This window comes from Providencia sp. PROV076 (assembly GCF_028483405.1).
Lineage (GTDB): Bacteria > Pseudomonadota > Gammaproteobacteria > Enterobacterales > Enterobacteriaceae > Providencia > Providencia huaxiensis.
The window spans coordinates 1-19,021 of record NZ_JAMPRR010000008.1; the positions used below are offsets into that span (position 1 = coordinate 1).

Below are 19,021 nucleotides of genomic sequence, written 5' to 3' on the forward strand. Positions count from 1 at the left end.
TTTGACGGTGTAGGTGATGGTGTCAGTCCCCACTTCCCCGCGATTTGGGGTGTAAACCAGTTTGCCATCAGCGTCGAATGTTGCCGTGCCTTTGGTACCGTTAGTCACAATGGTGACGGTGCTTGGGTCGATATCGCCATCCAAGTCAGTGTCATTTTTCAACACATCCATTGTCACTGGCACGCCGTCTTTGGTCACACCACGGTCATCTTTTGCTTCGGGGGCATACTCTACTGGTTTAGAGCTACTACTTCCGCCACCTGAACTTGAAGCAATAACACCAGCAATAGGAATAAGCGCAGCTAACCACCATGGGTTAAATGCCCACACTGGTGCTAATGCATCACCGCCAATGGCTTGCCCTGTCGCTTGACCATCCGCTAATTGACTAATTGCATCACTTTTTTCGGCACTTTCTGGAATGTATGGGAAATACTGGCCATTTTCATGTTGACCAATAATTAGATTAGAACTTCCCTCGTGATAGCCAATTTCACCATTATCTGCAAAATAATTTTCGATAATAATATCTGGTTGCTCGATATCACTACCTTCAAAAGCAATAAATAAATTTTTATCAACTCGTTTGACTGCGATATTTTCTGGTGCAAAATTAGTTTCTTCATCAATTAAGAGATAATTAACATTTTTTTTGCATTAATATGTAATGGCTGATTTTGTTGGCCTATACCCTGTTGCCCGGCAATAATAGAATGTTGCTCAATTGTTTTTTCGCTATTATTAATCTTAATTGATATTTTTTTTATAGACATAGTTATCCATTGCCTCATTGAAGACAATTATTCATTGTTTTAAATTTATTGGAGTATTTTCAGTTATTGACAATCTTTGAGCATGTCAACACGCGATAAGGTATGAGACTGAACACTTATATTTCCTTTAATATCATTCAGTTCCTTCTCATCCATCGCTCTTAGTTTAGTTTTCCCATCAACTTCAACAATCAAAAATAGATGCTTTTTTCCAGCGTCTAATTGGAAAAAATCGGAAGAATTTAATTTAGTATTATAGCGTTCTTTTACGTCTGTCTTATGAGCTGTTAAATTGTTTCTTCCAGCACACAACTCAATGCCCTTAACGGAATTACTTTCTAGCGAAGTTAAATATTCATTATTCACAAATATATTAATTGTTTTCCCTTTGACTTGATTGTCTAGGCGATAAAATAAAACCAATGCTTTATTATCATTGACCACATTATATTCTTTAAGAGTGTTCTTATTGTTCCATGACTCTTTATTATAACCATGTAGTCCATTATTCTTCATGCAGCCAGAGAGTGCAATTACACACAGTATTATTGCAACCCCATATACTTTTCTCATAACAACCCTTTTTGATACAGTCAATTTTTATTTAAAACGGAAGCTATTCCCTTATTTAAATAAGGAAATTAATATTGAATTGGTGACATCTAGAAATTGGATTTAATTAGAACCCAATAGCAAAAATATATGATTTGTACTCTATTGTTCTAACCTTATAATTTCCCCTCGCAAGGTAAAATATTTAGTTACATGTTGAAACTTTTGGCATTATATAGTTTGCAATTGATATACGTCAAATAAATAACCAATAGCTATATCAATCGAATGAATAGATATCAATATTGGCCGTTATTTTTTCGATTGACTTTAACCTGCTGTTTTATAACACAAAAAAATTGTTTAAAGTTTAAAATATTTTTTTATAACTCTTAAGGAGTAAAGAGCAAAAGATTAAAAAACAATTAAAATAAATATATTAATTTGAAAATATCACCTTTGTAAGTGTTTTAAATATTTTCAATCCTCTCTTTAATATGTTGCCAATTTGTTTTTTATTTGTTTAATTTGCGTATAATTTAGCCATGAGCAAGCAGAAAAACAGATATTTTCATAGCGTAATATTCCTATTATATATAGGGTTATTAAAGCATGATGTGAATATTCACATATGAAAATTAAATACGTTCTTTATCGAAACAATTATAAATTAGGAAATCTAGACTTTATTCAGGAATTATTATTCTCTTTTTTAGCATGATTATTCCTAGTTGAACGTTATCAAAGTATTCTTATTTAGATGAATAGAACTATCACATAATACCCATATAAATAATTGGGTTAATCCCCTCTTTCACGTAAAACATAATATTAGAATAACTTTTAAAGATATTTAATTATTAAGTCATTAAATATTTCTAATGACTTAATAATCCCTGACAGCTTAATAGTTAAATATACTTATCCTATGATTATTTCTCTTTCTTAATGTTTTACTAAAAAAGATTAGTTAATTTCCCGTACACACATCACATAATACTGGCCATCAATAATTTCAGTACCTTCGGTTTCATGCTCAAAACCCGGAAACTCGCTGTCCCATGCTTGAAGACTATGCAAGTAGCCGATATGCGGGCTGTTTTTATCGCCAAAGCTTTCACCCGATAACAACATAGGGATACCCGGTGGATAAGGAATAATCGAGTTAGCCGCAATACGTCCGGCAAGTTTATCTAAAGGAACCGCCTCAACGCGGTTAGCGACAATTTCTTGATAAGCATCGCGTGGGCTCATCATCACGGCAGGAAGTTGCTCATAAGCCTGATTTAACTGCCCTCCAGGGTTATTTTTTTGCAGATACACAAACATTTTATTGCCTAGATCACGGAGCCCCATCTCACTATAGATCTCAGGAGCCGCTTCAACGACTTCAGGTAATACCTTTTTCAGTGCCGTATTGTTGTCATAATGGCGCTTAAACGACAGCAGCGCATTGACCAGCGTTCCCCATTTCCCTTTTGTAATTCCCATCGAAAACAAGAACATAATTTGGAAATCAGTCGTACGGGTCGGCACAATACCATAGTGATTTAACCATGCCGTGACTAACGCAGCGGGGACGCCGCTACCCAGTAATTTACCGTCATCTCCCATTCCCGGTGACAAGATACTCACTTTAATCGGGTCCAGCATTGCCCAATTTTCAGGGATATCTTTAAAACCATGCCATTTATCTTCGGGGTTCATCACCCAACAGCTTTGTTCTTTCATCAACAGCTCAACAGGGGCGTCTTCAAAAGCATAGCGCTTGCCTGTTGCTGGGTCTTTTACCATTTCTTGATTCCATGGTTTGAAGAACCATTCATCGTCATTAATAAATTCTTTGTATAGATAGCCCAGTGATTGACGGAAGTCTATGGCTTCACGGATCACTTCATCAGTAAGTGAGCGCCCACTGTTACCGTCCATCATGTCTGCGGCAATATCATTTGAGGCACAAATTGCATATAGCGGCGAAGTGGTCGCATGCATATGATAGGCTTGGTTAAAACGATTGAAATCAATCGAATTACGGCCATTTCGAACGTGGATAAATGAAGCTTGCGAAAGCGCATTCAATAATTTGTGCGTAGAGTGAGTCGCAAAAACAGTGGGTTCATCGTCTTTTCTAGGATCATCACGCATCGCAAAGTGGTCATGGTAGATAGGGTTAAAACGTGCGTAGCCGTACCATGCCTCGTCGAAATGGATTCTATCTAATGATTTATCCAGCAAATCCTGTACTTTACGTGCGTGATAACATACGCCATCGTAAGTACAGTTGGTTACGACGCTATATGCAGGTCGTTTGCCTATTTTATCCGAAGTTAATGGATTTTCAGCGATTTTCTCAGCAATCGCTTCCGGTGTCATTTCTTGAGGGTAAATCGGGCCAATGATGCCATAACGATTGCGGCTTGGTGTCATATAAACCGGTTTTGCTCCAGTTAAAATCAAACCTTGCTCAATAGATTTGTGGCAGTTGCGGTCAATCACAACAACATCGTCATCCGTCATGCAAGCTTGCATGATCGTTCGGTTCGAACCTGATGTTCCCACGACCACGGAATAAGATTGGTCAGCCCCAAAAATGCGTGCGGCATTCCTTTCACATTCACCAAATGCGCCAGTGTGGTCTAACAGTGAACCCACAGCAACCCGCTCTATACCAATATCCGTACGAAATAAGTTCTCCCCAAAGAAATCATGATAGATGCGACCTGCGGGGGTTTTGGTGAACCCAACACCACCTTGATGCCCCGGTGCTGCCCATGAATATTCATGTACATCACTGTATTTAATCAAGCTTTTCATCAACGGGGGTAATAAATTAGCACGGTAACGGATAATCGCGGCAAGGACACGGCCTGCAATAAAATCTGCGGAATCTTCTAAAATCCACGCAAATTCATCGACTTGTTCCATCATCTTACGGTCAAATGCCGTCAAGGCTTCTTCACGATCACTTAATAAAAAGACAGGGACATCTTCTTGCCTGCGGTGAAGTTGGGTAATTAACTGATGTGCTTGCGTTTGTTCCTGCGTGTCTGACATATCACGACCATATAACAAACAGTCAATACTGGTATTTGACCGAATGTATGCCATCCCATCTTCAAAATTACGAATGATCACGGTTTCTACGTGCTCATCTTTAAGTTCACTGGCGAGTCTTGCTACGGCATGGCTAATAACGGAGTCGTCATCGGTTAATTCCGTATAAACTATGAGTGCTCTCATCAATAACTCCCTTTTAACGTTTTAAAATCAAAATACTTATGATATTAGTCTTAACGCAAATAAAGCTTGATTGCAAAGTTATCGATGAGGATCTAAGCCATCAATCATTCATCTAATTTATTAATCACTACTCTTGCATTCATAACCAATGACTTCGCTTTCGCTTCCCTTCGTTGCAATAACGCCATAAAGATCAAATCAGTCAGTGTGTTTTGTGCAGTTCTTGATGAAATTGACGAACTACGCCATTCGTCCTCCTCTGCGATACTTTCAAGAACATAATCAGCAATTTGCCCCAATGGTGAATCACCATCACGAGTAATCGCGATAACGCACGCCCCTTGTTTACGTGCAATGTTCGCTGCTGTTAGCATGTCTTTACGCCTTCCTGTAAAAGAAATGACGATTTGTACATCATGGGTATTAAGCGTGAGCGCAGCCGCTATTTGCACATGATGGTCTGACTCCACGAGTGTTGTAATACCAATTTTTTGTAATTTGTAACTTAAATCTTTCGCTGTTAATCCTGACCCACCAATACCGACAATTTGAACTCTCTGTGATTGGTCTATTCGTTCAACAATTCTTTCAAATTGCTTGAAATCAATTAGTTTTGTTGTTTCTGTGATTGAATGATTTTTTTCCATTGCCAATTTCTGAGCAACAACCATCAAGTTGTCATCAGGCGCAATACGATTATGTAGAGCAGAATGAGGCGCTCCTTCCTTAAGTTGCTGGCGCCCAATAATCTCACTAAGTGCGAGTTTCAAAGCGGGATACCCCTTTACCCCAACTTTCTGACTAAACTTAACGATAGCAGACTGGCTGACATCTAAAATTTCCGCTAATTGCTGAGATGACAGATTCAGTACATTTTCGGGATTTTCAAGGATAAATTGTGCAATTTTGCGTTGGTTTTCCGCTAATCGCGGTAATGAGCAAGTAATGATATCTAATAGTGTCATGACACCCTCTCGAGATTAGCGTTCTTTTTTCGTTTTACAGAATAAATTAATAATAAATTATTCCTATTTTATTTGACCGATGACTTGAAAATAATTGTTTAAATTCAATCAACAATAGACATTCAATCTAAACTAAGTAACAAAATATTCTTTTATATTCGCAAATTAGAATAGGTAACACCGTGATTTTAATCACACCAAAGGAATAAATAATTCCTTAATATTAGTTCAATAACTGATTTAGGAGCAATTTTTATGACTATCGACTTAAGCAAAATGGTAACTGAAAGCCGTAATGAGGCCAGTACCAATATCGACCAACTCTCAACGGCTGAAATGCTGAAGGTCATTAATGATGAGGACAAGCTCGTTCCGTTAGCGGTTGAAAAAGTGCTCCCTGAAATTGCCCAACTGGTTGATAAAGTTGCAGAAGCCTTTTTAAAAGGGGGTCGTTTGATTTACTCGGGTGCAGGAACCTCTGGCCGTTTAGGGATCCTTGATGCCAGTGAGTGCCCACCAACTTATGGAACGCCCCATGAACAAGTTGTCGGTTTAATTGCCGGTGGTCACCAAGCTATCTTCCGTGCCGTAGAAAATGCAGAGGATAAGCCTGAGCTGGGTGAACAAGACCTCAAAGATATTCAATTCAATAAAAATGATGTACTCGTCGGCATCGCGGCCAGTGGGCGTACTCCCTATGTGTTAGGCGCGCTCGCTTACGCACGCCAAATTGGTGCCACCACCGCGGCTATCAGCTGTAACCCTAATAGCCCTGTGGCTAATAGTGCTGATATCGCCATCACACCCGTTGTTGGCCCAGAGGTCGTTACGGGTTCTTCCCGTATGAAAGCGGGAACAGCCCAAAAATTGGTACTAAATATGATAACCACAGGGGCAATGATCCGTATCGGAAAAGTGTTTGGTAATTTAATGGTCGATGTCGAAGCAACAAATGCCAAACTTATTGAAAGACAAACAAAAATTGTGATGGAAGCGACACAATGCGATAGAAACACCGCAGAGTCTGCGCTTCAACAATGTGATAGGCACTGTAAAACCGCCATTTTAATGGTGTTATCTGGCTTGAATGCCGATGAAGCACGCCAGTTACTCTCTAATAATAATGGCTTTATTCGCACAGCACTCAATATCGCTACCTCCGCCTAACCTGCGGATTTTATGAGATAAATAGCATGGCTAAAATAACAATAGAAATGATGCAGCAAGTTCTGCAACACGTTGGTGGTCGTCGCAACATTAAGTTAGCAGGCAACTGTATGACACGCCTACGCTTGACGCTCAATGACGATCAGTTGGTCGACAAAGCCGCACTTAAACAAATCGCAGGAGTCCTTGGTGTTATTGAAAGTGATGAACAACTGCAAATCATCGTGGGCCCCGGCAAAGCACAAACTGCTGCGGATTTAATGAATCAATTGCTAGAAAGTGAAGATGACGACCATCAGGAGCCATCTTCCCCTCAAGACCTGAAAGATATTGCATCCGCAAACAAGCAGCAACTGAAAAAGAAACAAACCAGTGCCGTTCACCGATTTTTATCAAAATTTGCCACGATATTTACACCATTAATTCCGGGTTTTATTGCTGCTGGCTTATTATTAGGTTTTGCAACACTGGCAAAACAGAGCTATTTTCCTGCGGGTCTCCCGACAAAGCCTGAAGAACAAACCCTACTCGTACATACTATTTTATATATGTCAGTATTTAGCAAAGGGCTGTTTAGCTTTCTAAGTATTCTTATTGGTTATAACACTCAAAAAGCCTTTGGCGGTAGCGCAGTAAATGGCGCCATCATCGCTTCACTGTTTGTTCTTGGATACAACCCAGAAATAGCCAAAGGGTTCTATTCTGACATGAATAGCTTCTTCGGGTTAGCTATCGACCCAAGAGGTAACATTATTGGGGTCTTGATTGCATGTATTTTTGGCGCATGGGTCGAAAAACAGGTACGTAAAATCATCCCAGCTAACCTTGATATGATTTTAACTTCAACAATTACCCTGTTAATTGTTGGTGCTGCGGTGTTTATCTTCATCATGCCAATTGGCAGTTGGTTATTCTCTGGCATGTCATGGCTTTTTGTGCATTTAAGCAGCAACCCATTCGGAACGGCAATACTAGCAGGGCTGTTCTTGATTGCAGTAATGTTTGGCGTGCACCAAGGTTTTGTTCCGGTATATATGGCATTGGTTGAAACTCAAGGCTTTAACTCACTTTTCCCTATCCTAGCGATGGCAGGTGGTGGGCAAGTTGGTGCCGCAATGGCGTTGTATGTTAAAGCCGCGAAAGATTCGATATTACGTAACCAAATTCGTGGGGCCATCATTCCAGGTTTCTTAGGTGTCGGTGAGCCGCTGATCTACGGTGTCACTCTTCCGCGGATGAAGCCGTTTGTCACAGCATGTTTAGGTGGTGCTGCGGGAGGTTTCTTTGTTGGATTAGTGGCTTGGATGGGGTTACCGGTTGGTTTAAATACCGTCTTTGGCCCATCCGGCTTAGTCGCTATCCCAATGATGACCTCTGCTGATGGCGTGTTCCCAGGAATGTTAGTTTATGTAGGCGGGTTATTCACATCCTACTTATTCGGTTTTATTTTTACTTACTTCTTTGGGACAAAAAATGTCGATTTAGACTAATAACTCGATCAAACAAAAAAGCAGCTAGTTGGCTGCTTTTTTGTTCTTGACATCATAAGCCACAGCTTATACTTTCTGTATACGTCATAGCTTATGCAAGGATGCATCGTGTGGATAGTCATATTAACACCTCGTTTTGAAACCTGGCTAAACAAACAAAATGGGCGCACTCAAGAAAAAATTTTAGCTGCACTTAGAAATTTAGAAGTTTTTGGCCCAAGATTGCCTCGCCCCTATGCCGATACAATAAAAGGCTCTAAGTACAGCAACATGAAAGAGCTCAGGGTTCAACATGCAGGCAAAGCCCTCCGCGCATTTTTTGTATTTGATATTCAGCGGCAAGCGATTGTTTTATGTGATGGTGATAAAAGTAATGACAAACTTTTTTATCAAACTATGGTACGAATCGCGGATGATGAGTTTACTGCATATCTAAAATTGATGGAGAAAAAAAATGAAGACCCTACATGATGTAATTGCTGAACGCTGCCCAGAAAGCCAAGCAAGAATTAACGAGTTAGCGGATGAAATGATACTTGCAACGGGGCTTCAGTTAATGCGAGAGGAACTTAATATTTCGCAAAAGATGCTAGCCAGCCGCCTTGGTATTTCTCAACCAGCTATTACTCAAATTGAACAACGAGGCAATGATCTTAAACTGGCAACATTAAAACGCTATGTTGAAGCAATTGGAGGTAAACTCAGCCTTACGATTGAATTACCGACAGGTAATAGCCGAGTCTTTCATATCTAGATTCACCAAGAAGCTCAATTATACTCGCTTCTTGGTAAAGCTGATCATTCCAACCAAATTAACGGCACACACAGTGCGGTTAATAAGCCCATTACCCAGTTAAAAATAAACCAAGCACGGCGGCTGCGTAAAAATAAGCTAATTAAAGAACCAAACCCCATCCAAATCAGGCCAGCCAGCAAATTCACGATCACAAAGGCAACACTCATCATTAAAATTGATTGAGTAAATAACTCACCGGGGAGGCTAAATCCCCCTACAGCACCTAAACCCATCATCCACGCTTTTGGGTTTAAAAATTGCAATAAGCCCCCTTGATACCAAGTCACGCTTTTCGCGACTTCGCTATTGGTCTTAAGTGGTGCATAATTAGCGGTGGCGGTTTTCCATGCGAGCCAAAGTAAATACAAGCTCCCAGCAATTTTTAATGCGATATGAATGGCGGGATAAAGCAGTAAAAGTGCAGCAATACCGAATGCAGAAAGATAAAGTATGGATTGCATGCCTAACATAATACCAAAGCATAATGTTATCGTATGGCGAAAACCGTAGTTTGCTGCACTTGACGTTAGCAACATATTGTTAGGGCCGGGAGTGACTGCAGCAATGAATAAAAACGTAAAAAGAGAAAAAACCAGCCCCAATGTCATTTATAATTTAGCCTCAAACTCAAATTTGTTTACTTGCATCACAAAAAAATAACAGTATGTTATGTGACTCACAAGAGTCTCCATTAAATAAAAATAAGGCTATGTCAGAAAACTTTCGTCCAATAAGTTGGGCTAAAAATCCACACCTCCAAACATTACTGCCAAGGATTTTCCGTAGAACACCGAAAATCAAACCGATATGGCAGCGCCTTGAATTGCCAGATGGCGATTTTATCGATCTCGCTTGGAGCGAAAAACCTGAGCTAGCGGCGCACAAGCCACGTTTAGTGATATTCCATGGCCTAGAAGGGAATTTTAAGAGCCCTTATGCCCATGGGATGCTAGAAGCTGCCCAAAATAACGGTTGGTTGGGTGTGGTTATGCATTTTAGGGGTTGTAGCGGTGAGCCAAATCGCCAGCAGCGAATTTACCATTCTGGCGAAACAAATGACGCCCGCTATTTCCTACGTTGGCTAAAAAAGACCTTTGGGGATGCACCAACCGCAGCTGTTGGTTATTCTCTTGGGGGCAATATGTTAGCGTGCTATCTCGCAGAAAGTGGGCAAAATGCAGATATCGATGCAGGTGTTGTTGTTTCTGCCCCTTTGATGTTGGAAGCCTGTTCTTTGCGAATGGAAAAAGGGATATCTCAATTCTATCAACGCTATTTACTAAATGGCTTAAAACGTAATGCAACGCGTAAATTAGTGCGCTACCCGGGATCACTCCCTTTAAACCTACTGCAATTGAAGCAGCTTAAGCGGATCCGTGAGTTTGATGATGTGATTACTGCGCGTATTCATGGGTTTGATGATGCTACCGATTATTATCAAAAATGCAGTGCATTGCCCAAATTAGCTTATATCACTAAACCAACGTTAATTATTCACGCCAAAGATGATCCATTTATGGCACCTGAAGTTGTGCCTGATTTATCATTTTTACCCCACAATGTGGAATACCAAATGACGGAACATGGCGGACACGTAGGCTTTGTGAGCGGTACCTTGAGAAAACCGCAAATGTGGTTAGAAACCCGCATTCCCCAATGGTTAATGCCTTATTTAAATAAGGAAATAATGTGATTGTTCCATGGCAAGAACTTGCCCCTGAAACATTGGAAAATCTGATTGAAAGCTATGTTTTACGAGAAGGGACAGACTATGGCTCCCATGAAAAAAGCTTGCAAGATAAGGTTAACGATGTGAAACGGCAGTTAGTTTCTGGTGAAATTGTGCTAGTCTGGTCTGAATTGCATGAATCGGTTAATTTCATGCCTAAGGGAAGTTTTTCTTTATGATATTTTTATTCCGTGGTTCATTTTGACGTCATCATCTACCATAAATTAAGTTGGGTGTTTTCTAACGCAACCATGTTGTAAAACTATCAAATAAGGCTCATAACCCTAACACCCGTTAATCCGCTTCATGCACTGTTGATTAAAATAGTGCTTATTAGCGCAACACAGGGAGTCTGCGATGTCCAAAAAGCACCCAATCATAGCCATCACCGGTTCAAGCGGTGCTGGCACAACCTCAACTAGCCAAGCATTTCGTAAAGTTTTTCACCAATTAAATATCCAACCGGCAACACTGGAAGGGGATAGCTTTCACCGCTATACACGTCCTGAAATGGATATGGCTATCCGTAAAGCCAGAGAACAAGGGCGGCACATCAGTTATTTTGGCCCCGAAGCGAATGATTTTGCTTTGCTTGAACAAACCTTAGTCGACTACGCAAAAACCGGCTGTGGGCAGTCCCGTAAATATCTACATACTTATGATGAAGCGGTACCTTATGGCTTACAACCTGGGACATTCACCCCTTGGGAACCGCTGCCAGACAAAACAGATATTTTATTTTATGAGGGGCTGCATGGGGGTGTTGTTACTCCAGAACATAATGTTGCACAACATGTTGATTTGCTTGTCGGTGTTGTCCCTATTGTCAACTTAGAATGGATCCAAAAATTGATCCGCGATACCACAGAGCGAGGGCACTCTCGCGAAGCAGTCATGGACTCGGTTGTGCGTTCTATGGGGGACTATATTAATTACATCACGCCACAATTCTCTCGCACTCACATCAATTTCCAACGTGTTCCAACGGTAGACACATCTAACCCATTCTCAGCAAAAGCAATTCCGTCACAAGACGAAAGCTTTATTGTGATCCGTTTTCGTGGGCTAGAACAAATTGATTTCCCCTATTTGCTATCAATGATATCTGGCTCATTTATTTCCGCAATGAATACAATTGTCGTTCCAGGAGGGAAATTGGGGTTAGCAATGGAATTAATTATGGCACCAATAGTCGAAAAATTAATTAATCAAAAGAACAACAATTAAATTATTTTTTGATTAATAAACAAGATGCTTATCATTAATTAAGATAAGCATCTTTCAATTCAAATATATTAGTAAAAATTAAATTTATTTTTAGTTTTTTATTTCAAAGCTGTGTGTGACTTCAACGGTTTTCTCTAACATCAATGCCACTGAGCAATATTTTTCAGCAGAAAGTTGAACAGCACGTTCGACCGCTTTTTCCGTTAATTCATTCCCAGTTACAATAAAATGCAAATGGATTTTCACAAAATAACGCGGGGCTTCTTCACGGCGCTGTGAGGTTAATTTAACTTCACAATCAGTAACATCGTAACGGCCCTTTTGTAAAATCGAAACGACATCAATCGCGCTACAGCCGCCGGCCGCCATTAGCACCATTTCCATTGGACTTGGCGCTTTATCGCCCGCATTGCCATCCATCATCACTTGGTGCCCAGACGCTGACTCCCCTAAAAAAGAAAGTCCTTCAACCCACTTTACTCTTGCTTCCATTGTATTTCCCCTTGAAATGAAATCGATTTAAAGGCTACATTGTTCCATAGATACAATGAATGTTATATCAACTTTATTTGGCTGAAGCGATACAGGGAAGACTTTCTGTATTGGATATGCTACAAACAATACTTAGTTGATAGGATTAAGATCAAAACTCAACGGTTTAATTGATCATATTATAGTGTTGATATCAATTTGCGTTACCAAAAGCAATCAAAAGCGCTGAAGTAATCAGCCTCTTGATTATTTAAAGGTATATAAGGCAAATTAATATGCTAAGCTAGTGACTTTAAAGCCAGCCTTTCTAGACGTTTTTCCGAATGGCTGCAATAACATACAGAGGATAACGCTAATGGTTCTCGGCAAGCCACAAACAGACCCTACTCTTGAATGGTTTTTGTCACACTGCCATATTCATAAATATCCATCCAAGAGCACTCTTATCCATCAGGGTGAGAAAGCAGAAACCCTTTACTATATCGTTAAAGGTTCGGTGGCTGTTTTAATTAAAGATGAAGAAGGCAAAGAAATGATCCTCTCTTACCTGAATCAAGGGGATTTCATTGGTGAGCTTGGGTTATTTGAAGAAGGGCAAGAACGCACTGCGTGGGTTAGAGCAAAAGTCGCCTGCGAAGTTGCTGAAATTTCATATAAAAAATTCCGTCAATTGATTCAGGTAAACCCTGATATTTTAATGCGCCTTTCTGCGCAAATGGCTAGCCGCCTACAAACAACATCTGAGAAAGTCGGTAACCTTGCATTCTTGGACGTTACTGGCCGTATTGCTCAAACGCTATTAAATTTAGCCAAACAACCCGATGCAATGACACATCCAGACGGTATGCAAATCAAAATCACTCGTCAGGAAATAGGCCAAATCGTAGGTTGTTCCCGTGAAACAGTTGGTCGTATTTTAAAAATGTTAGAAGACCAAAACCTGATCTCTGCACATGGTAAAACCATTGTTGTTTACGGCACTCGTTAATTAACCTTTCAGCCTCACTCCCTTGGTGGGGCGCACACCTTCTAATAGCGTTATATCATGGGTATAACGCTATTTCGCAAAAATACGATTTTTTATATATCATTTTTTAATGAGTGTCGTTTCTTTATATTTTCATACCTGACACTACCCTAATATAGTTTCTAACCATACTATTATTTAGGAACATTTATTATGCTAGAAAATATTAAGACAACGAGTAAGGCCGTGCTCAAAATAGAGAACAAAATATTACATGATAATATCGAATCATTTCAAAATGAAATAGAATCCTTAAAAACTGAAATAAATAAAGTATCATTTAGTAAGAATATTTTTTTCAGCTTAAAAGAAAATGAATATCTAAGTTCCATGCTGGATAATGCATTAAAAATTGATTCAATAGAAATGCAAAATAATGAATTTACCAATATTTTAGAAAAACAGGTAACCCAGATTAGATTATTGATCATAAAACTTGACGATGTTAGAAACACCGGAACTAAGAAATTTTTTAATTATTACGCCAATAACTCAACTTGCTTGAAGAAAGCCCCCCCAAAAGACACAATAAAAAAAACAGATTTTTCAACTCAAACAGATAAAGAATATATAATTAAATCAAGTGGATATGCGCAAATAAAAAAATTACTCAACCGTAGAGAAAATATAAAACATAACGAACAAATCACCAACAGAGAAAATATAAAACATAACGAACAAATCACCAACAGAGAAAATAAAATAAATAAACTCATCACTCATTGCAAAAAGATAAATGACGTTAAAGAAAACAATCTATTTAAAAAAATAAATTCAGACATAGATGATGCCTTACTTTATATTAATGATGAAATTAGAATACCTAATGTAGTTACTAATAAAGAAGATCCATTTAATGGTGTGCTTTATCTTTCAAAAAAAGAACATAGAAAAAGCAATGAAAGTTTATCTTCTAGCTCATCTGGCTATCATTCTGATGATATAAGTAATTATAAAGAAAAGCAAAAAAGCCTAATACCTAAACGAATCAAAACGTACGATTTTTCACAGGTTAAAAAAATAGAGCATCCAATTAAATCAAAAAAAAGCCATATTCCTCAGTTAATTAAAACTAATAGACCATCAACGACGAATAAAACAGAAATACCTACTGAAATAATGGACAGCTATTTACTAAATACAAGCTTAAAAAAACCACTTTATCAAATTCCAAAACCAGGAAAAATTAGAAAGGCCGACAAAATTACCTATGGACATAGTGATTCTACCAATCGACTCCACAAAGGAGAGAAAGCAATCGTTAATTTACCTGAATACCTAAAAGCAACTAATGCTAGCTCCTTAGTAATTAGACAAACGCAATTATCTAGACTAAGACAACGTCTGCCTATTGATAAAACTTCCCAAATTCATAAAGCAACCTCAATGACCCCAATGAAATTGAGTAAAATAGAAAAAGGAATAGAAAAAACGTCTAATGAATTAAAGCAACTTAGTAGCAAGATGCAGAAAGAAATACAGTTTCAAAAAAATACTATTTCAAAATTAAATTCAATAAAAAAAATTAAATAACATTAAAAAATAGATTGCAGAAAATATTTTCTGCAATCTTATCTCATGGTTAACTCAGCAATTTCCCGATCGCCGCATCTAATTTCGCCATCCCACTATTAATTTCTTCCTCAGAAATAATCAGTGAGGGCGTAAAACGCAATACGTTAGTGCCTGCATTTAACATCATTAAGCCTTCTACAGCACTGGCTTGCAAAATATCTTTCGAACGTTTTAATAATTTGCCATCTAACTCCGCGCCGATTAATAACCCCATTCCTCTGATCTCAGAAAAGATGTGGTATTTATCGTTAAGTTTATTTAAATGAGCAACAAATAATTCACGACGCTTTTCGACACCACTTAACACTTCTTCAGTATTAATAATATCAAATGCCGCATTCCCCACCGCACAAGCTAATGGATTGCCACCATAAGTCGTACCGTGCGCCCCCACTTCCATGGTTTTTGCCACTTCTTCAGTGGTGATCATTGCACTGATAGGAAAACCGCCACCCAATGCTTTTGCCGTGGTTAAAATATCAGGCACAACGTTGAAATGCATATAAGAAAATAGTTTGCCTGTACGCCCCATACCGCTTTGTACTTCATCAAAAATCAACAATGCGTTATTGTCGTCACACAGCTTACGAACTCCTTGCAGAAATTCTGATGTTGCTGCGGTTACACCACCTTCCCCTTGTACGGGCTCTAACACCACTGCACAGGTATTTTCATCAATCACCGCTTTGACTGCATCAAGGTCATTAAAAGGCACATGAATAATATCCGCGGGTTTTGGCCCAAAGCCATCTGCATATTTCGCTTGCCCACCAACCGAAACGGTAAATAATGTGCGCCCATGAAAAGCTTGTTTAAAAGCAATAATCTTAGTTTTATATGGGTTATATTTGGTGATAGCGTAGCGACGCGCTAATTTAAACGCGGCTTCGTTAGCTTCTGAGCCGGAATTCACAAAAAATGCACGGTCAGCAAATGTCGCATTCGTGAGCTTTTGTGCTAACTTCAGCGCCTGCTCGTTGGTGAAAATATTACTGACATGCCATAGCTTTTCGCTTTGTTCACGCACAGCCGACACCAAACTAGGGTGGCAATGCCCCAAAGCAAGAACAGCGATCCCACCAGCAAAATCAATATATTCTTTACCTTGCTGATCCCAAACGCGGCTCCCTTCGCCTTTAACTGGAATAAATTCCGCCGGCGAAAAAATAGGCAACATAACTTGATCAAAAGTCTGCCGATTTACTACTGGTTGCTCTGACATACCCCTCACCTGCTCTTATTTAATGCGAAAATGAAAACATAAGCATTAAATATGAATAAAAAATCAAAAAAGAGCAATAGCAATGGGCATAATATGCATAATTAATTTATTCTGAACGATATTTCTAAATTAATATTTCAGAAAATTATTGAGTAATTCATGACCTTGTTCACTCAGAATGCTTTCAGGATGGAACTGAACGCCCTCTATAGGCAAGGTTTTGTGCCGTATTCCCATGATTTCATCAACATCACCATTATTCAGTGACCACGCTGATACATCAAAAGAAACAGGAAGCGTCTCTGCCGCAATCACCAGAGAATGGTAGCGTGTCACTGTCAAGGGGCGGTTCAAGCCCTTGAATACACCTTGATGGTTATGGTGGATAGCAGAGGTTTTACCGTGCATAACTTCTCGTGCTTTAACGACTGATGCACCAAAAGCTTGCCCAATCGCTTGATGCCCTAAGCAAATGCCTAAAATAGGTAGTTTACCTGCAAAGTATTTGATCGCCTCAAGGGAGATGCCAGCCTCATCCGGTGTACATGGCCCAGGTGAAATCACAAGATGTGTAGGCGAAAGCTGTTCAATTTCTTCGATGGTAATTTCATCATTACGTTTTACAACAACTTCAGTCCCTAACTCACAAAAGTATTGGTATAAGTTGTAAGTAAATGAATCGTAATTATCAATAAGTAGAAGCATATTAGCCTATCCGACTGATTTTTATCATTATGTATTAATTCTTATGCATATTTTTATCGTGTTGGCAATCAGAACGATGATTAAAACACCATAAAAATAATAAGGGCGGCTATCATAGCACAGCCAAAGCAGGAAAATAGCCTATTTAAGTCAATGATTGTTTTTTATCGGAGATAAGTTTCCATATAAAAATCATGGAATTATATTTACATCCCTATAACAAACCCGTATTTTGATTAAGATTTACTTTAAATACAACGAAATAAAAGGTTATTAAAAATGAGTAGAAGCTGACACATTTTAGTTAAGGCAGTCAATGAAGGGAAACTCAAAGGGGGGGTGAAAACGTTGTTTTTTATAAAAGTGGGCACGTTAAAGCAACCTACCCACTGTATTCGACACGATAGTTTTTAATCACTACCGTTTTTGATCGCTACCATTTTGATCACTATGGCTTTTTAATCACTTCAGCAGAAATGATTGTAATAGGGTCAACCGGGACATTCTGATATGGCCCCACGTTTTCCGTTTTTACTTTAGAGATTTTATCTGCAACATCCATCCCTTTCACCACTTTACCAAATACAGCGTAACCAAAATCACGTTGGCCGTGATCTAAGAAAGCATTATCTGCAACATTGATGAAAAATTGGCTCGTCGCACTGTCTTTATTCGCTGTACGCGCCATTGAGATAGTACCGCGCAAGTTACGTAAACCGTTATCCGCTTCGTTTTTAATCGGTGCACGGGTTTGTTTTTGTTGTAAATCTTTATCAAACGCACCGCCTTGGATCATAAACCCAGGAATAACACGGTGGAAAGTGGTTCCGTTGTAATAACCTTCATTAACATACTGAACGAAGTTTTCTGTCGTAACAGGGGCTTTTTTGCTATTCAGTTCTAATTCGATATCACCCGCTGACGTGACTAATTTGATATAAGTCTCACCCGCAGATAATGCAAGAGAAGATGCGCTCATTGCGCAGACGGCCAAAAGTGGCACAAAAATTCGTTTTAACATGTAAGATCCCTTTCGTTATAGCTCATTACAACTGCAATCTAGCAATTCTAGAGTGAAGCCAACAAGAATGCTGAAGATTTACCTATATTTACGCCAAAAAATAGAAACACACTAAATACGCTAAATTCTAGACCAATTTCAGTAAAAGACGTCATGAATAATGGCTATTTCTCTATTATTGCCATTTCATCGCACACAACACATAAAAATAAGACCGTCCTCAAAAGGAAAAGTGGCTGAGAGGATATTTCGAGTTGTCGTGAAGCGCTAAGCAAAGCTATAATCCCCGAGCCTTTTGAGGCTAACTCAGGGAGAACGACAAATGGCAATTAAAAATCATAACTACCAGATGGCAAAATTTGTCATCAGTGCACCCGATATCCGTCATCTACCTAAAGATACCGGAATTGAGGTGGCTTTTGCTGGCCGCTCTAATGCGGGGAAATCCAGTGCATTGAATGCATTAACACAGCAAAAAAGCTTAGCACGTACCAGTAAAACACCAGGAAGAACTCAGCTAATCAACCTATTTGAAGTTGAGGAAGGCGTTCGCCTTGTTGACCTTCCGGGATATGGTTATGCCGAAGTTCCTGAAGAAATGAAACGTAAATGGCAACAAGCACTCGGGGAATATCTCCAAAAGAGAGAATGTATTAAGGGGCTTGTTGTATTAATGGATATTCGCCATCCATTAAAAGACCTCGATATGCAAATGATTGAATGGTCTGTTGCAATGAATGTACCCGTTTTAGTTTTGCTCACTAAAGCAGACAAACTTGCCTCTGGTGCAAGAAAGAAACAGTTAACGGAAGTTCGCCAAGCACTTGCTCCACTTGAAGGGGATATTGAAGTGGAATACTTTTCAGCGCTGAAAAAGATTGGTGTTGATAAACTCCGCATTAAGCTAGATAGCTGGTATAACACACCTGCTTGATTTCTCTTATTGTGAGCCAGAAATGGCTCATTACAGCCTTATATCTTCTAATTCTCTGAATTTTAGATAAAAAAATGCTCCAGTCAAAAAACTTTGACTGGAGCAG

20 protein-coding genes are annotated in these 19,021 nt (G+C 39.2%); 10 read left to right on the forward strand and 10 right to left on the reverse strand.

The window, feature by feature from the left end; all coding sequences use genetic code 11:
- The 5 genes from PSF67_RS06475 to PSF67_RS06495 form a co-directional block, all read right to left on the reverse strand.
- A partial coding sequence (locus tag PSF67_RS06475) for an Ig-like domain-containing protein (RefSeq protein ID WP_272676661.1) occupies window positions 1-330 on the reverse strand: 330 nt, incomplete at its 3' end.
- Between the two features lie 299 nt (window positions 331-629).
- Window positions 630-773, reverse strand: coding sequence for a hypothetical protein (locus tag PSF67_RS06480; RefSeq protein ID WP_272676662.1), 144 nt, complete (start codon window positions 771-773; stop codon window positions 630-632).
- 63 nt (window positions 774-836) lie between these two features.
- A complete protein-coding gene (locus PSF67_RS06485) occupies window positions 837-1,346 on the reverse strand; it encodes a cell envelope biogenesis protein OmpA (RefSeq protein WP_166265886.1) in 510 nt (169 codons plus the stop codon).
- A gap of 945 nt (window positions 1,347-2,291) precedes the next feature.
- Entirely contained in the window at window positions 2,292-4,565 is a 2,274-nt protein-coding gene (gene adiA, locus PSF67_RS06490; protein ID WP_272676663.1) for an arginine decarboxylase, read from the reverse strand.
- A 104-nt stretch (window positions 4,566-4,669) separates the two neighbouring features.
- A complete protein-coding gene (locus PSF67_RS06495) occupies window positions 4,670-5,530 on the reverse strand; it encodes a MurR/RpiR family transcriptional regulator (RefSeq protein ID WP_102138899.1) in 861 nt (286 codons plus the stop codon).
- 255 nt (window positions 5,531-5,785) lie between these two features.
- Here PSF67_RS06495 and murQ point away from each other — a divergent pair, with 255 nt between their 5' ends.
- The 4 genes from murQ to PSF67_RS06515 all read left to right on the forward strand — a co-directional run bounded on the left by murQ (window position 5,786) and on the right by PSF67_RS06515 (window position 8,941).
- Entirely contained in the window at window positions 5,786-6,697 is a 912-nt protein-coding gene (murQ, locus tag PSF67_RS06500; RefSeq protein ID WP_206276975.1) for an N-acetylmuramic acid 6-phosphate etherase, read from the forward strand.
- 26 nt (window positions 6,698-6,723) lie between these two features.
- Window positions 6,724-8,187, forward strand: a complete 1,464-nt coding sequence (murP, locus tag PSF67_RS06505) for a PTS N-acetylmuramic acid transporter subunit IIBC (protein ID WP_102138897.1) — start codon at window positions 6,724-6,726, stop codon at window positions 8,185-8,187.
- Between the two features lie 114 nt (window positions 8,188-8,301).
- On the forward strand, window positions 8,302-8,658 hold the full coding sequence (locus PSF67_RS06510; RefSeq protein WP_272676709.1) for a type II toxin-antitoxin system RelE/ParE family toxin: 357 nt from the start codon (window positions 8,302-8,304) through the stop codon (window positions 8,656-8,658).
- The gene (locus PSF67_RS06515; protein ID WP_102138896.1) at window positions 8,642-8,941 is read left to right on the forward strand and encodes a helix-turn-helix domain-containing protein; all 300 of its coding nucleotides are present in this window, start codon (window positions 8,642-8,644) and stop codon (window positions 8,939-8,941) included. Before PSF67_RS06510 ends, PSF67_RS06515 begins: the two co-directional genes overlap by 17 nt.
- Before the next feature lie 44 nt (window positions 8,942-8,985).
- On the opposite strand, the gene PSF67_RS06520 is transcribed toward PSF67_RS06515, so the two are convergent.
- Window positions 8,986-9,591, reverse strand: coding sequence for a LysE family translocator (locus tag PSF67_RS06520; protein WP_195698081.1), 606 nt, complete (start codon window positions 9,589-9,591; stop codon window positions 8,986-8,988).
- Window positions 9,592-9,692: 101 nt separating this feature from the next.
- Between PSF67_RS06520 and PSF67_RS06525 the strand changes: the two genes are divergently transcribed.
- From PSF67_RS06525 to PSF67_RS06535, 3 genes are all read left to right on the forward strand, one after another.
- Window positions 9,693-10,676 carry a hydrolase gene (locus PSF67_RS06525; RefSeq protein ID WP_102138894.1) on the forward strand — a complete coding sequence of 328 codons (984 nt, stop codon included), beginning with the start codon at window positions 9,693-9,695 and terminating at the stop codon, window positions 10,674-10,676.
- Window positions 10,673-10,891, forward strand: coding sequence for a YheU family protein (locus PSF67_RS06530; protein ID WP_102138893.1), 219 nt, complete (start codon window positions 10,673-10,675; stop codon window positions 10,889-10,891). Before PSF67_RS06525 ends, PSF67_RS06530 begins: the two co-directional genes overlap by 4 nt.
- Window positions 10,892-11,069: 178 nt before the next feature.
- Entirely contained in the window at window positions 11,070-11,939 is an 870-nt protein-coding gene (locus PSF67_RS06535; protein ID WP_004265947.1) for a phosphoribulokinase, read from the forward strand.
- A 90-nt stretch (window positions 11,940-12,029) separates the two neighbouring features.
- Here the strand turns inward: PSF67_RS06535 and PSF67_RS06540 are convergent, their stop codons facing one another.
- Complete coding sequence (locus PSF67_RS06540) at window positions 12,030-12,431, reverse strand: OsmC family protein (RefSeq protein WP_102138892.1); 402 nt, start codon at window positions 12,429-12,431, stop codon at window positions 12,030-12,032.
- Between the two features lie 355 nt (window positions 12,432-12,786).
- Between PSF67_RS06540 and crp the strand changes: the two genes are divergently transcribed.
- Window positions 12,787-13,419, forward strand: coding sequence for a cAMP-activated global transcriptional regulator CRP (gene crp, locus PSF67_RS06545; protein WP_006813718.1), 633 nt, complete (start codon window positions 12,787-12,789; stop codon window positions 13,417-13,419).
- A 192-nt stretch (window positions 13,420-13,611) separates the two neighbouring features.
- Window positions 13,612-14,991 (forward strand): hypothetical protein, encoded by a 1,380-nt coding sequence (locus PSF67_RS06550; protein WP_272676664.1) that lies wholly within the window; start codon window positions 13,612-13,614, stop codon window positions 14,989-14,991.
- 49 nt (window positions 14,992-15,040) lie between these two features.
- On the opposite strand, the gene PSF67_RS06555 is transcribed toward PSF67_RS06550, so the two are convergent.
- From PSF67_RS06555 to ppiA, 3 genes are all read right to left on the reverse strand, one after another.
- Window positions 15,041-16,255 (reverse strand): aspartate aminotransferase family protein, encoded by a 1,215-nt coding sequence (locus PSF67_RS06555; protein WP_272530534.1) that lies wholly within the window; start codon window positions 16,253-16,255, stop codon window positions 15,041-15,043.
- Between the two features lie 129 nt (window positions 16,256-16,384).
- Window positions 16,385-16,960: an aminodeoxychorismate synthase component II gene (locus tag PSF67_RS06560; protein WP_102138889.1), complete on the reverse strand. Its 576-nt coding sequence runs from the start codon at window positions 16,958-16,960 to the stop codon at window positions 16,385-16,387.
- Window positions 16,961-17,408: 448 nt separating this feature from the next.
- Window positions 17,409-17,981, reverse strand: coding sequence for a peptidylprolyl isomerase A (gene ppiA, locus PSF67_RS06565; protein WP_102138888.1), 573 nt, complete (start codon window positions 17,979-17,981; stop codon window positions 17,409-17,411).
- A gap of 322 nt (window positions 17,982-18,303) precedes the next feature.
- Here ppiA and yihA point away from each other — a divergent pair, with 322 nt between their 5' ends.
- Window positions 18,304-18,915, forward strand: a complete 612-nt coding sequence (gene yihA / locus PSF67_RS06570) for a ribosome biogenesis GTP-binding protein YihA/YsxC (RefSeq protein ID WP_102138887.1) — start codon at window positions 18,304-18,306, stop codon at window positions 18,913-18,915.
- Window positions 18,916-19,021 lie beyond the last annotated feature (106 nt).

What these genes read in the sequence shown, in the direction of transcription:
- PSF67_RS06480 (WP_272676662.1), bottom strand. Translation starts at nt 773, where the DNA reads ATGTCTATAAAAAAAATATCAATTAAGATTAATAATAGCGAAAAAACA.
- PSF67_RS06485 (WP_166265886.1), bottom strand. Translation starts at nt 1,346, where the DNA reads ATGAGAAAAGTATATGGGGTTGCAATAATACTGTGTGTAATTGCACTC.
- adiA (WP_272676663.1), bottom strand. Translation starts at nt 4,565, where the DNA reads ATGAGAGCACTCATAGTTTATACGGAATTAACCGATGACGACTCCGTT.
- PSF67_RS06495 (WP_102138899.1), bottom strand. Translation starts at nt 5,530, where the DNA reads ATGACACTATTAGATATCATTACTTGCTCATTACCGCGATTAGCGGAA.
- murQ (WP_206276975.1), top strand. Translation starts at nt 5,786, where the DNA reads ATGACTATCGACTTAAGCAAAATGGTAACTGAAAGCCGTAATGAGGCC.
- murP (WP_102138897.1), top strand. Translation starts at nt 6,724, where the DNA reads ATGGCTAAAATAACAATAGAAATGATGCAGCAAGTTCTGCAACACGTT.
- PSF67_RS06515 (WP_102138896.1), top strand. Translation starts at nt 8,642, where the DNA reads ATGAAGACCCTACATGATGTAATTGCTGAACGCTGCCCAGAAAGCCAA.
- PSF67_RS06520 (WP_195698081.1), bottom strand. Translation starts at nt 9,591, where the DNA reads ATGACATTGGGGCTGGTTTTTTCTCTTTTTACGTTTTTATTCATTGCT.
- PSF67_RS06525 (WP_102138894.1), top strand. Translation starts at nt 9,693, where the DNA reads ATGTCAGAAAACTTTCGTCCAATAAGTTGGGCTAAAAATCCACACCTC.
- PSF67_RS06535 (WP_004265947.1), top strand. Translation starts at nt 11,070, where the DNA reads ATGTCCAAAAAGCACCCAATCATAGCCATCACCGGTTCAAGCGGTGCT.
- PSF67_RS06540 (WP_102138892.1), bottom strand. Translation starts at nt 12,431, where the DNA reads ATGGAAGCAAGAGTAAAGTGGGTTGAAGGACTTTCTTTTTTAGGGGAG.
- crp (WP_006813718.1), top strand. Translation starts at nt 12,787, where the DNA reads ATGGTTCTCGGCAAGCCACAAACAGACCCTACTCTTGAATGGTTTTTG.
- PSF67_RS06550 (WP_272676664.1), top strand. Translation starts at nt 13,612, where the DNA reads ATGCTAGAAAATATTAAGACAACGAGTAAGGCCGTGCTCAAAATAGAG.
- PSF67_RS06555 (WP_272530534.1), bottom strand. Translation starts at nt 16,255, where the DNA reads ATGTCAGAGCAACCAGTAGTAAATCGGCAGACTTTTGATCAAGTTATG.
- PSF67_RS06560 (WP_102138889.1), bottom strand. Translation starts at nt 16,960, where the DNA reads ATGCTTCTACTTATTGATAATTACGATTCATTTACTTACAACTTATAC.
- ppiA (WP_102138888.1), bottom strand. Translation starts at nt 17,981, where the DNA reads ATGTTAAAACGAATTTTTGTGCCACTTTTGGCCGTCTGCGCAATGAGC.
- yihA (WP_102138887.1), top strand. Translation starts at nt 18,304, where the DNA reads ATGGCAATTAAAAATCATAACTACCAGATGGCAAAATTTGTCATCAGT.